This is a genomic window from Enterococcus sp. AMC1252 (assembly GCF_058216515.1).
In genome coordinates this window covers 3,612,184-3,625,662 of sequence record NZ_CM177097.1, presented here as the reverse complement: position 1 = coordinate 3,625,662, position 13,479 = coordinate 3,612,184, and the positions used below count along the sequence as shown (strand labels likewise).

The window sequence follows — 13,479 nt, the reverse complement described above, 5'->3', positions numbered from 1 at the left end:
ACAAAAACCTCTATAATAAAAACAGAAATCAAAAGAGAAGAGGAAGTTTTTTGCGTATATTATTTATAGGAGATGTTGTGGGTTCACTAGGTCGAGATACGATAACCACCTATTTACCTAAGTTGAAGAAAAAATATCGTCCCCAAGTAACGATTTTGAATGGGGAAAATGCTGCAGCAGGTAGAGGAATCACTGGCAAGATTTATAAGAAATTTTTACAAGATGGCGTGGATGTCGTGACATTAGGAAATCATACTTGGGATAACAAAGAGATCTTTGAATTTATCGATGATGCTAAAAAAATGATCCGACCAGCAAATTTTCCGCAAGGTACACCAGGACAAGGAATGGTTTTTGTTAAAGTCAATCAGCTTGAGTTGGCTGTTATTAACATGCAGGCACGTGTTTTTATGGCAGATATTGATGATCCATTTCGTAAAGCAGAAGAATTAGTTGCTGAAGCACGTAAGCGGACGCCGTTGATTTTCGTTGATTTCCATGGAGAAACTACTAGTGAGAAGCAAGCAATGAGCTGGTTTTTAGATGGGAAAGTCAGTGCGGTTGTTGGCACGCACACACATGTGCAGACCAACGATGCTCGGATTTTACCAGCAGGCACAGCTTTTTTAAGTGATGTTGGCATGACAGGACCATATGATGGCATTTTAGGGATGAAACGTGGACCAGTCATCGAAAAATTCATAACGGCATTGCCGAGACGGTTTGAAGTTGTTGAAGAAGGACGGAGTATATTGTCAGCTTGTGTGATCGATATTGATGATCAGACAGGACGAGCAAAAAAAATCGAACCGATCCAAATCAGTGATGATCGTCCATTTGAAGAATAAACCGTTTAATTGATCGAAAAATAAAAAGAGACAGAAGTATCAAACTCCATTAAATGAAAGGAGTAGCTTCTGGTTCTTTTTTTTTGAAGTGAAAAGTTACTGAGCGTTTATGAACAAGAGCGTAGCCATTTGCTTTATAATAAAGAAAATGATCAGAGTACAAAGACTAAGACAGGAGGCACCTATGCGAAATTCTTTTATGGGAAAAAAAGAGCGGATGAAGTTTGACTTATTTAAGTCAATCGTTTTCTCAAAAAACGGGTTGAGCTTTAATGAGTTGATGCAAAAGCATGATCTGACGAAAAGTACCTTGAGCAGACATATCAATGATTTAGGGCAAGAAGTAGAAGAGACGTTTGATGGGAACGTTCATTTAGTTCAAAACACTCAGACTGGAACATATCAAATCGAAACATCTAAACCTTACAGCGTTGGGTACTTAGTCGACTATATTCATTTATTCTATGTTAAAAAAAGTGGCGTTTTTTTCATTTTAGATGGGCTATTAAAAAATAAATATAGTTCAATCGAGGCGATGGCTCTTGATTTGCATATGAGCAGTTCAGCGCTTTACAAACAATTGCGGGTACTAAAGCAAATGCTCGTTCCATTCGGCGGAAAAATTTCATTTGATCAAACTGCCAGTCCTTTGACAGGGAATGAAGTTGGAATTCGCCTCTTTGCTTTTTATTCATACTGGTCAGTTTTTAAATCGACAGAGTATGATAATGATAACTATTCTGAATCTTGGTGGGAAATCAAAGAATTTGAGGAATATTTTGATCATACGGCCTCTTTATCAGATTCTCAACGAGCCAAGCTACGTTTTATCCAGTTGATTACATTAAAAAGAGTTCTTAGGCAAAAAAACTATGTAGCGCTATCTGAAAGTTTTTTATCAGATGTTGCTTATTTCGATACTAAAGATTCGGAGTTACTGCCTTTGTTGAAACAACGACTACCAATGAAAGGGTATCATAAAGAACGGGCATTGTTACTGTATGCGACTAGAGGACTGATTTACAATTTAGATTCAATGGAAACCAGAAAGAAAATCGTTGAAAATTATCGACAGTCGTCACTAGAAATTGCAGCGTATACAACGAAGTTAATAAATGAGATTCAACAAGAATTCAACTTAGAGTACACAGAAGAGGGATATATTAATTTTTACTTTTACCTAATCATTTTATTGATCTATATCAAACACATCAATATTGATATTTCTGGATATTATAAAAACGGGCTATCGTTTCATTCAATTATCGACTACGATGAAGCAAGTGTGGAAATTTTCAATAAGATCGAAAAAGTGATCAAGCAACAGGAATTTTATTCTAAAATAAACAAGAAATCGTTGGCAGGTGTTATGTCGATTCTCACATTGACAATCTATTCGGGTATTTACTTAAATAAAAAAGCTGGAAGTATGTCGATTTGTGTTATTTTTAACAATAACTTGATTTTGGCTGACGGTATCAAAAAAATTATTTTAGATGTTTATAACCAGGAACGAATCGTTTTTACGAACGATGTGTTAACAGCTGATTTAGTTATCTCGGATTCATATGAAGTCGTAAATCCAGAGACGGAGTATTTTTATTTTGATGAACAGTTGAATCCAGAGCAATGGGGGAAAATGATCGACGCGATCAATGATATTTTTTACAAGACGATTTTTTCAGCTTTGTAGAAAATAGTCGTCCATAGTGTTTGTTTTCTATCGGAAATATCTCTATTTTATATTTTTTATAGAGTTGAAACAAAACAGGTAGATGTTTTGTTTCAACTCTTTTTTACTTGCTATTAAAGACTTTTATGAATAAAGAACTGTTGTTTTTTTTATTTTGGAACAGATTGTTTCATAAATATATAATTTTTTTCTGAAAAAAATTGTATTATTTCATAGTAATGAAAAGTTGTTATGCAGGCATTGCTTAATGAGATAAGCAGATAGGAGAAGGCGATGAAAAAGAATATTTTTAGTTTACTCATTTTGTTTTTCTGTCTTTTATATAATGTAAGTTCGATGGACAAAGTTTTTGCTGAAACAGTTTTACCACCGGGAGGTTATCCGCTTGGTGTTTCTACAAAAACAAACTTAACGGCTGGCGGTACACTTTATTTTAATACCGATCAATTGCAGGAAAAACAGGTTGTTGGTCAATTCCTTGCAAAAAATATAACATCTAACGGATCCTCTGGTTTGTCAAAAGGCGGGTTTCAAAATTACCAAAACTCGCTACGTCAGTGGGATTTGGAACAGATTGACCCAGGGGTTGTTTCTGAAACGATTACAGGTAGTGATATCATTCGTTGGTATGCTAACGCAACAAGTTTTAAGTATGTAGACGGTCAAGATTTACATTATTATATAGGAAGCTTACCAACAGAAAAAGAGATGAATGATGCATTACAACATTATCCAAGCTTACAAGAAAATTTCTCGAAGCGAATTTATAATGACTCGTTAGACTCATTTCCATCATTTACGGATAATGGCATTTCGAATTTTTCTCAATTGACAGAAAATATTCAGAGCATTAGCGATTACTACGCAACATTGACTGATACTGAGCAGTCAGCGGTTTATAATTCAGCAGTTCAAACAGCTGAAGTAAATACAGAGCAAGAAGTAGTTAATCCAAATGACTGGGGTGGACAGTCAGCCGTCCAGATCAATATAGCTTTGAAAAAAGGAGAGACGAAACAGGCAGTTGTGATTGTCGATGTCGATGGACAAATCGATCATTTCAAAACTGCACACGACATTTCGATCAATTATACAAATTATGATCCAGATACGATGTTACCACCGTATTTATTTATTAACTATAAGCACTTTCCATCCTTCAATTTCAGCGGCAGTACCTTCTTTCATGCAACAGCTTACCCTAGTTTACCAGGTGATGAAGAATATAGCTTTGAAGGAAACAAGGGAGTTTTTTTTGAAGGAAAATATGCCGATAAAGCAATGCCGTTAATAAAATCAGACAGTCATACAATTTCTGAGGAACTAAAAGAAAAAACTTATAAAACAGCGACACACCTTGTTCACAATTTTAATGATGAAGAACGAGAAATACAATTTAGAAGTAACGCCTCATTATTTATAGGAACTGTTTTAGCTCCACGAACTTCTGTGATGCTTGATGATACGCAAGGTCGAGTGTTAGGAAGTGTAATTTCTGGATATGATATCCATACCAATATGTCGATCGATACCGAAGAAAGTACAGCGATGTTTGACTATGATGATTTCCCAGGATTAGGGGATATTGTTGGTGGAGAAGAACTAGAAGCGCCGGTGAAAATAGGAGAGCATATCACCTATACTGGGAATGAAAAACGACGTCTATATACGATTTCTCAAAAAATACCAACCTACTCGTCGAGATTTCCAGTTCAGTCAGTCAAAATCACTGACGCGTTATCAGATTTATTAGAAATTTCTGCAGAGGATATTACAATCAGTGATGAGACGGAGAATAATGCTATTGATTATTTTACACTTAGTAAAAATGCAGAGAACGAATTACTGGTTGAAGCAAAACCAGAAAGTTTAGCTAATGAAAACTTTTACGGAAAGACCTATACGATTGAGCTGAACGGTACGTTAAATCCAACCCAAGAAGATCTATCTGACCCTGAGGTCAACCAACTTCTGATTCCAAATACAGCCATAACGACTGTAAATGAAGAAACAAAGATGAGTAATGAAGCACAACTTGAAGCTGATTTTGTTCAAGGGAAACCAGTCGTTGTGAGCTATTTAAACGAAGATGGACAAGAGATTGCGTCAACAGAAGTTTTAAAGGGAAAGGTTAGTCAGTCATATCAGACTATGGCGAAAGAAATTTCAGGCTATACGTTAACCGACACACCGACCAATGCAACAGGGACTTTTTCGAATGAAGAACAAACAGTCGTTTACAACTATCAAGGGCATTTAAGTTTTTCAACAGTACCAACACAAATTAGTTTTGGAACCCATGTATTATCTAGCAAAGATGAAGAATATAAGATTGAATCTAAAGATAAAGATATCATCGTAAAAGATACACGTACCTTAGGTTCTAATTGGCAATTAAGAGCAACACTAAACAAACCTTTGACTGGCAATAAAACGCAGCATGTTCTGACTGAGGCTCTATTTTATGTGAAAGATGGGAAATCAGTACCGATTCCTACAAGTTCATCTGCAATCATTGAATCAGCGGTCACAACGACGCATGATGATTACAATGTAAGCCATGACTGGGCAACGTCTGATGATGGCTTGAAAGTATCCGTAAAATCAGGCGATGCACTAGCCGATCAGTATTCTGGAGAAATCAGTTGGGAACTCTATGATGTTGTCGCAAATGATTGAAAGGTGCCAAACTGTGAAAATAAAAAAAAGAAAATGGCTTCAACTGTTAATAATTAGCGGTTATCTTATCTATTTTATCGGAATGGATACAAGCTACGCAAAAGAGAATTCTAAAGTTGTGGTTGGGTTTTATGAAGAGAAGAAAAAAGAACCAGATCTAAAGGGACTTTTGCCCCAAACGGGTGAAGATTTGCAGCACAATGTTTTATTAATAGATGGAATATCCATTCTGGTACTTGTTATTGGAATGATATCATATAGAACTTTAAAGAACGAGGAGAGAATTTAAATGAAAGCAAACAAAATTTTAGTAGGATTTGCAGTAATATCAATGATTTTTAGTACAAGTATGGTCGTAAATGCAGAAGAAATTGTAGACCAAGAGTCAAAAAGTGACATTGGCTTCACAGCACCAACCGAAGGTGCATTGACACTATTGAGTGTGGCTGATTTTGATTTCGGTTCTAATCCGATTTCAGCGAAAGATGAAGTCTATAAAAGTAAAACAGACACAGCAACAACTGTTCAAGATATCCGCGGAACAGAAGCTGGCTGGACAGTCCAAGTTGCCCAAAATGGACAATTTAAAGCAGATAAAAATGAATTGACAAACGCTCAAATCACATTGAAAACACCAACTATCTCAGATAAATCAACAGGATCTGCCACTGCTAAAACAGACGTTGTGCTAAATACAGATGGTTCAAGCGCAACGATTTTAGATGCAGAAGCAGGATTTGGTAATGGGGTAACGATCGAAAATTTTGGTAAAGATGCTGCCATTTTAGCCGTTCCAGGTGAAACAGTCAAAGTAGCGAAACAATATGAAACAACATTGACATGGACATTGTTAGATCAACCAACAAATAGCTAATATAATTTAGAAAATGGGGCGGGTTAAAAAAGGTTTATCCCGCTCCAAAACATACATAGAAATAAAAAAATGGAGGAATTTACATGTTAAAACGAACACTTAAAGTTGCGTTGCCGCTGATCGGGTTTGTATTCGGGTGTCTGGTAGGAACACTAAATGTTTCGGCTCAAGATGCAGACTATGAAGTAAAAGCGATTCCTTCAATCAAGCAAGTAGATAAAACAAAAACATATTTTGACTTACGACTTACCTCAGAAGAAACCCACACAGTAAGGGTTAAGGTAACGAATAAATCTGATCAAGAACGAACGATCAATACGAAAGTCAAAACAGCGACGACCAATTCCAATGGAGTGGTTGAGTATATCAATAGTGACAAAAATCAATCAATCGATTTACCCTACGATTTAAGCAAGCTGGTCAAAACAAACACAGCTGCAATCACGTTAGCGCCTTATGAATCAAAAGAGGTTGACTATGCGATTGCAATGCCCAAAAAAGATTTTTTAGGCATCTTATCTGGTGGGATTATTTTCACAAGTGAAAGCACAGAGGAAAAATCAGCAGAGTCAACAGCTGATGTTGCCATCAAAAATCAATTTGGTTATGTGATTGCCCTTGTTTTACATGGTGAGAAGGAAGTTGCGCCTGATTTACAATTATCCAAAGTAAGCTTAGGCCAAATCAATAACAGAAATACAGTTTTTGCCCGATTGACGAATCCTAAAGCGGCATATTTAAATAAACTGAATGTAAATGTAAAAATCAGCAAGAAAAATACAGATAAAATTCTCTATGAAACAGAAAAAAGGGACCTACAAATGGCACCAAATTCTGTCTTTAATTATCCAGTAAGCTTGCAAGAAACGGAATTTAAACCTGGAAAATACCTGTTAGCTGTCCATGCAGAATCGAAAGGGAAAACGTGGGATTTTGAAGAAGAATTTGAAATCAAAGCGACCGAAGCAAAAAAACTAAATGACCAAGCATATATTCATCATGACCAAAACAACTATTTGCTTTATATCATCCTTTTGTTCGTTCTGTTAGTGTTGATTCTACTTTTTGCTTTATATAGAAGAAGACAACGAAAAATCAACGCGTTAGAAGAACAAGTGGCAGAGTTGAAGAAAGAGAAGTAGAAAATAGAATCGGATCATTGACAAAGAGCCTGGGACATAACTTTTCAAGTTATGTTTCAGGCTCTTTCCTACGATTAGTCAAGTAGAAAATAAGGAAATATATAGTGGCTAGACGAAAGAGACGCCCCGTTCTTTATTATGTAAATAGTCATTTTGTACGGCTTTCTTGCATTTTCAATACTTGTTTTTCAGCAGTTGAGTTGAGTTTTTCAAACTCTGCATTAAACGTTTGGAAAATTTTAGAACAGGCATAATAGTGCTTAACGACTTGTTTTTTATTAATCGGTGTAGTGGGATTCGTAAAGTACTTCTCTTTTTCTTAAATTTTATAAGATTGCAACAAAAAAACGACTACAGTGATACCCGCAATCGTTGACAATAGGCACATCAAAGAACAGCTATTTTTACTCATCTGTACTTGGAAGGAGAAGATTTGCCGTCTTCTGGTAGACAAAAGTATGTAAAAATAAGAACGTAATGTACACTATTGGCGATTTGTTTAAGCAGGTTACGCTGTTTAATCAAAACTTCATTGGTTTGGTTGGTAGCCATACCAAAAGTGCCAATTATTTAGTTTTATCGTTAGGAAAAACAACCGCTAATCCGCTTATTTCTGGCTAAGTGATTTTTTGCTATTTTCCTTGTTAATTATTTCTATCCTATGGCTATTAGTATACCGAAAGAAACAACCGTTCGCAATAAAAAATCTTACATTTCTCGATTAAATAACATCACAATCTCTCTCTCTTATATATAAGGAAAAATAACAAAATTATTTTCTAAATCCTCCCATTCTAATCTAAATCCGAATGCTATTTTTTACCATTTAGCTTACTATATTATCTAAAAGAAAGTCATATTTTTTAAAAAGTTATACTTTGAAACTGAAAAGTTATTTATTTTTAAAATTTTGTTCGCTATACTTGAAGGGTAATGATAGAAATAAAAGGGTGTGTATGTATGGCAATTAACAGTAATACAAGCATTGCAGGAGGCATTTCAGCTTCTTTCAGTCAATCAGCTAGCGCATTAAATAGTATCAGCGCTTCAACCGTCTCATCAGGTACCAATGTTTTGGGCAACGCAAAAGCCAAACAAGCAATGAATAAATATGAACAGGGATTAAAGTTGTTCTCTTCCAGCGTCGTTTCTGCAGGGAACAACATTCATTCCGTTGCGAAAGAATTTGAAAAAGTTGATCAGAACATCGCTCAACTAACAAATTTAAATAATTTGATCTAGCTATACGAGCTAATTCCTCGGGAAAAAGATAAAAATAGTTTGTGGTAAAAAGCACCACAAGCGATTTTTCCTATTTTCCAGTCGGAGTTGAACGAGCTCGTCTCACTTTTATATTAGGAGGTTTTCGATGAACGAAATTGAATATGACCAAAAAAATTATCAGTACCGTATGCGTATAGAGCAGTTGCAAGAGGAGCAGTTAAGCATCAAGAAAGAACACCGTCAAGTAGAAGAGCAACAAGAAGCCTTTTTCTACCTCCAACAAAAAGAGCAACAAGCGTATGAATTTGTTTTGAATAGTTGTGAAGCAAAAGAAAGGGCTTTTTACCAAGAACGAGGAGATGAAAGTCTTTATTTAGCTAAAAAAGCCCAACGAGAACTTGAAGAACAGCAAGTTGAGCTACAAAAAGAGTATCGATCGTTGTTAGAACAAGAAGAATCCGTAAACGCTGAACAAACTTCTTTTTGGACGCAAAAGGAGGGTGAGTCGAGTGGGACTTAATTTTTATGTGAGTGAAGTTCAAGCGCAAGTCAATCAAGCGTCTCGAATGAATAATCAGGCAAGCCAAGCAATTGCTTCACTACAAACAAGTATTCAGTCTTTTTTATCAGCACCATTATCTAGTAAGGCGTATGATTCAGCGAAAAGCTATTTCATGGTGGCTTACACACCGTTGTGTCAATCTGCTATAATGACAGGAGAAGCGCTCGAAAGTGCGAACAAACGCTTGCTTAGTGACTATCAAAGCATGGTTTGTGGAATTGATACGATCGAAGATGAAATGTTGGAACAAATCGCTCGTTTCGAAGAGGTAAAACGAGATATTGAACAACAAATGAGCACGGCAAAAATAATGCGCCCTGATTTAGAACGGCGTTATATCAATGCCTGTGAAATTATTGAAAAACGCCGAGAAAAATTAAGGAAGTTTCATGAATATAATGCACATTCAGCGAGTATTTTTGCAGAGTACGAAGACAGTGAAGCAGAATTTAGCGCTGGGTTAGCTCAAGTAGCAAACTGCAAGGCTTGGAATCCAGCTACAGGAACGTTTGATATGAGTCGTTTAAATATGAGTTGGGCGAAACCAATCAATGAACGCTGGACAGCTCGAGCAAAAGAGATGGAAAATCGAGCAAAAGCTAAACGAGGTAATTGGGAAAAACAAGTAGAAGCGGATGGCTTGAAATTACAAAAAGAATTGGATAAACGCAAATATATGCTTGTCGATATTAATGGAACGAAAAGATGGATGTGGGTTGTTGACCCAAATCGTATTACGCAAGAAGATTTCCGAGTAAACAAGGCCTATGATTTATGGATCAAAAATCAGATAGAGTTGTATGGCAGAGATGCGGTTTTAGGTAAAGAAGAACCTGATTATTTGACGAAATTAGCGATTGAATTACGAGATGGGAAAAATTATGATACAGGAGAACCCTTAACTGCTCTTGAAAAAGCGCAACGCTGGGCAATTATTGCAAGTATGATTGCCGCGACAGGGATTGCAGGACATTATGCGAATAATCCGTTGACTGCGGGGCAAGTTACGCCTAAAAGAATGCCTATTACTGGGAATAAGGATGGAAAAAACTATACTTTGGACAGAAATAAAAGTAAGGGCAACTGGGGCATTAAGACTCCTAGTGGAATTAATCCTAAAACTATTATTAAAAATGGTGGAAAAATGCCAAATCATATAGTTATCCAAAAGGGAGGGCTATCTAAAGATGGAAAACCAAATTCTTCTGCGGATATTCTTAATCCTGATGGGAGTGTTAAACAACGAAGATATTATGATGAGAAGGGGAGAGCTATAGAAGATATAGATTTCAATCACTCGGATGATGGAACTCATGAGTTTCCACATAGACACAAATGGGATTGGTCAAATCCTGAAAAGCCAAAAAGATTAAAGTGAGGATGAATAACAGATGGAATGGAAAAATTTAGAAACTCAATCGGATATAGATAAATTAATGAAAACGCTAGATAATTTTCATGATAGTTGTATAAAAGATTTGAAATATACAAGTGGTACTTATGTAGATGAAGATTTCTCTATGATAATGAATACGGATCCCGTGGTAAATTTATTTATTCAAAGACAATCAGAATTTATGACAACGATTGAATTTTGTTTAGAGGGTGTTAGTCAGTTTCATATAAATAATAGTTTAGATTCAACATTAGAAATATTCGAAGCTAGCTTTTTTGAAAAAGAGGGGAATTTTTATTGGTATAGTAGCGATGACATTGAGGAGGAAATTGCTACAAGTTTTGTATGTAAAAAAATTAAATGGAGAGAGCTTTCATGACATATTGAGGTGTAACATGTACAATAAATTAATCCATACTACAAAATGTGAGTATATCGACTCTGATTCTACTAGTAAATTGGGAAACTGTTTTATTGTTAATTTAAAAGGCAATGAAATATCAAATAAAAGGGAATTATTTAGTGTATTACAAAAAGAATATACATTGCCAGATGCTAATAGTTGGGAAGGGATAACTGATTGGTTAACAGATTTAAGTTGGATTGAAACAGATAATTTTCAGTTAAATGTACATAACTATACTGATTTTTTAGATGATGATAATAACCTCAAAGACATATTTGAAGAAATATTGAGAGAGTTTGTTTTGCCTTTTTGGGAAAAAGAAATCCTAACTACTGTTGTAGAGGGAGAAACGAAAGGTTTTAATATCTATCTAATTGATTAGATTTAATAAATAGAGATAAGGATGTCGTTAAAAAATACTGATTCTCATATGTGATCAGAACATTTTCATAATTTAAAGTGCACAAATAAAAGAATTTCAAAATATAAAAATAAATAGAAGAAGTAATGTCGAAAGCCCTTTTTTGACTACATTCATTAAAAACGAGTGAAATATATGAATCTACTTTTGTTGAAAATCTTATAAAATTAACAATATTGATCTGTTTGAAAACTTATGAAAATTAAAATTTCGACTTTATTGAACAAGGGAAGATAGCGAAGGTACAGCCTTAGAATGTTGATGAGTCATCAAGAACAAACGAAGTGAAAAAAATTGTGTGTCAAATACTCATAAATTTAATTACTTCAAGAATATATAGGAAAGATTTTGGAGGTAAAAATTTTAACTTATACTAATGAGAATGTTGTAAAGATAGCTAAATTGGAAAATTTTTGAAAATAATGGACGAGTTCATATAAAAGATGCAAGTGGTCAGATGAGGGTGCGTATTGATCCACCTGATAATATAAAAAAATATCAACACATGCATATTTATGATGATTTAGGAAATCCATTAGATAAGTTAGGAAATATGGTAGATAGAACTAGTCTTGATGGTCATTTACCGTGGAATGACAAATAAAAAATAGGAGTTGTTTTAATGATTGATGAAATTCAAAAAAAAAATTGATGAAACAAATTACTGGGATTTGCTGGTCTTAGATATTCAAAGCCAATATTTTGGTGATGAAGTGTATATTTATGTAGAAAAAAATAAGGAGTATTGTTGGAAAATATCATTTACTTCTTGTTATAAAGTTGACTATGAGACTGATGCAAATTGGCGAGGTGATTTTAAAGTTAAAGATACAGGACCAAAATCTGGTTATTATGCACAGGATATTTCATTAAAAAAATATATGGAAACCGAAGAATTTATTGAATGTTCAATTGATGTGTCAATTATGACAATGAATATCATTTGTAAAGATATCGTTGTTGAAGAAGTAGAAATGAAAGATGTATCCTTTTTCTGGCAAGACAAGTAGATTAAAACCTAAAATCGGTACTTGCGGAGGAAGTGCGACCTTACTGACCAAGTTTTCAATAGCTAAGAGTTTCCCCACATCTGTGTCTATTGAGGGGAAACTAATTTCGGCTAAAAATATAAAGTTATTGAAGTGAAGCGGTATTCGTGATAAAAAATCATTGATACCGTTTTTTCATTTTGAAGAAGTAAAGTGAGCTATTGAACATCAAATGGTATGGCAAAAACGAGAAAAAATGAGACAAGAAAAACTCAAAAATGCGAAAGCTGGTGTAGCGAATACCGTGGCAAAACATGGCTTAACCGAAGCAGATTTGGTTCAAGTAACAGATTCGCCAGAGTTGGTTTATCAAAAATATATCAAATTTGCGAAATTAGGGCTGAATCCACATACAGGAAAACCATTGACGGATAAAGAGAAATGGCAATTTCAATATGCGGCACATACAGGAACTATGTCCGATTTGGTTGGATTAGTCGGTGGTGCTTATGCGGGGCAAAAAGCAGCGAATAATGGTTTTTATAAGAAAGCTGGTGGGGCTAAGTGTTTTGTTTCTGGAACGCTTATTTTAACAGAACGTGGGCACAAACCAATTGAATCTATTCGAATAGGTGAAAAAGGCAAACCATGAAAATTCTCATGTTCAGACTTATGAAAAAGTTGTTGAATTATTTGTTAGTGAAACGAGCAAACTTGTTAGAATTACGGTTGACAATGAAATGATTGAAACAACGGAAGAGCATCCGTTTTATTTGCCAAGTAAAGGCTGGATAAAGGCTAAAGAATTAACCTGTAATGATGATTTGATAGATAGTGTTGGAAACGCGTTGTCAATCACTGATATTCAAATTATAAGCTTAAATAAACCTGTTAAGGTGTATAATTTTGAAGTAGAAAATGCTCATACTTATTTTGTTTCCAATTTGAATGTATTAGTGCATAATGATTGTAGTATTAATGCTAAAAAATGGCATCAAGGAAGTTTTAATTCTCCGGAAGATTCTTTGATGTATCATTTCAAAAAACATGGTTCTGAAGTCGGTGCAACAAATGTGGAGCAATATCTTAGAAAAGCAGAAGCATTTGGTGAACAATTAAGAGGTGCAAGAACTAAAAAAATAAATTATCCGACACCAGGAGTCACTAGATATTATAAAAACGGAAAATATATTGATAAGATAGGCAATCAAATTATTTCATTTGGAAAACAATAATGATTTAGGA

At 34.8% G+C, this 13,479-nt stretch carries 15 protein-coding genes; all 15 read left to right on the top strand.

The features are described from left to right. Nucleotides 1-50: 50 nt before the first annotated feature. Nucleotides 51-848 carry a TIGR00282 family metallophosphoesterase gene (locus AC4BB5_RS17105; RefSeq protein ID WP_490457257.1) on the top strand — a complete coding sequence of 266 codons (798 nt, stop codon included), beginning with the start codon at nt 51-53 and terminating at the stop codon, nt 846-848. A gap of 184 nt (nt 849-1,032) precedes the next feature. Further along, complete coding sequence (locus AC4BB5_RS17100) at nt 1,033-2,541, top strand: helix-turn-helix domain-containing protein (protein WP_490457256.1); 1,509 nt, start codon at nt 1,033-1,035, stop codon at nt 2,539-2,541. 273 nt (nt 2,542-2,814) lie between these two features. Beyond that, nucleotides 2,815-5,220, top strand: a complete 2,406-nt coding sequence (locus AC4BB5_RS17095; RefSeq protein WP_490457255.1) for a MucBP domain-containing protein — start codon at nt 2,815-2,817, stop codon at nt 5,218-5,220. Nucleotides 5,221-5,233: 13 nt separating this feature from the next. Then, on the top strand, nt 5,234-5,509 hold the full coding sequence (locus AC4BB5_RS17090; protein ID WP_490457254.1) for a hypothetical protein: 276 nt from the start codon (nt 5,234-5,236) through the stop codon (nt 5,507-5,509). Continuing rightward, nucleotides 5,510-6,094, top strand: a complete 585-nt coding sequence (locus tag AC4BB5_RS17085; RefSeq protein ID WP_490457253.1) for a WxL domain-containing protein — start codon at nt 5,510-5,512, stop codon at nt 6,092-6,094. 83 nt (nt 6,095-6,177) lie between these two features. Next, nucleotides 6,178-7,236 carry a WxLIP family cell surface protein gene (locus AC4BB5_RS17080; protein ID WP_490457252.1) on the top strand — a complete coding sequence of 353 codons (1,059 nt, stop codon included), beginning with the start codon at nt 6,178-6,180 and terminating at the stop codon, nt 7,234-7,236. A 960-nt stretch (nt 7,237-8,196) separates the two neighbouring features. Continuing rightward, nucleotides 8,197-8,478 carry a TIGR04197 family type VII secretion effector gene (locus tag AC4BB5_RS17075; RefSeq protein WP_490457251.1) on the top strand — a complete coding sequence of 94 codons (282 nt, stop codon included), beginning with the start codon at nt 8,197-8,199 and terminating at the stop codon, nt 8,476-8,478. A 127-nt stretch (nt 8,479-8,605) separates the two neighbouring features. Further along, on the top strand, nt 8,606-8,980 hold the full coding sequence (locus AC4BB5_RS17070) for a hypothetical protein (protein WP_490457250.1): 375 nt from the start codon (nt 8,606-8,608) through the stop codon (nt 8,978-8,980). Beyond that, a complete protein-coding gene (locus tag AC4BB5_RS17065; protein ID WP_490457249.1) occupies nt 8,970-10,400 on the top strand; it encodes a T7SS effector LXG polymorphic toxin in 1,431 nt (476 codons plus the stop codon). The genes AC4BB5_RS17070 and AC4BB5_RS17065 overlap by 11 nt, the downstream gene beginning before the upstream one ends. 13 nt (nt 10,401-10,413) lie before the next feature. After that, nucleotides 10,414-10,797: a hypothetical protein gene (locus tag AC4BB5_RS17060; RefSeq protein ID WP_490457248.1), complete on the top strand. Its 384-nt coding sequence runs from the start codon at nt 10,414-10,416 to the stop codon at nt 10,795-10,797. Between the two features lie 16 nt (nt 10,798-10,813). Next, nucleotides 10,814-11,206, top strand: coding sequence for a barstar family protein (locus AC4BB5_RS17055; protein ID WP_490457247.1), 393 nt, complete (start codon nt 10,814-10,816; stop codon nt 11,204-11,206). Between the two features lie 448 nt (nt 11,207-11,654). Beyond that, the gene (locus AC4BB5_RS17050) at nt 11,655-11,849 is read left to right on the top strand and encodes a hypothetical protein (protein ID WP_490459093.1); all 195 of its coding nucleotides are present in this window, start codon (nt 11,655-11,657) and stop codon (nt 11,847-11,849) included. A 25-nt stretch (nt 11,850-11,874) separates the two neighbouring features. Beyond that, nucleotides 11,875-12,255, top strand: a complete 381-nt coding sequence (locus AC4BB5_RS17045) for a hypothetical protein (protein ID WP_490457246.1) — start codon at nt 11,875-11,877, stop codon at nt 12,253-12,255. Nucleotides 12,256-12,490: 235 nt separating this feature from the next. Further along, nucleotides 12,491-12,886 carry a hypothetical protein gene (locus AC4BB5_RS17040; RefSeq protein ID WP_490457245.1) on the top strand — a complete coding sequence of 132 codons (396 nt, stop codon included), beginning with the start codon at nt 12,491-12,493 and terminating at the stop codon, nt 12,884-12,886. Then, nucleotides 12,867-13,469, top strand: a complete 603-nt coding sequence (locus AC4BB5_RS17035) for a polymorphic toxin-type HINT domain-containing protein (protein ID WP_490457244.1) — start codon at nt 12,867-12,869, stop codon at nt 13,467-13,469. Before AC4BB5_RS17040 ends, AC4BB5_RS17035 begins: the two co-directional genes overlap by 20 nt. Nucleotides 13,470-13,479: the final 10 nt, after the last annotated feature.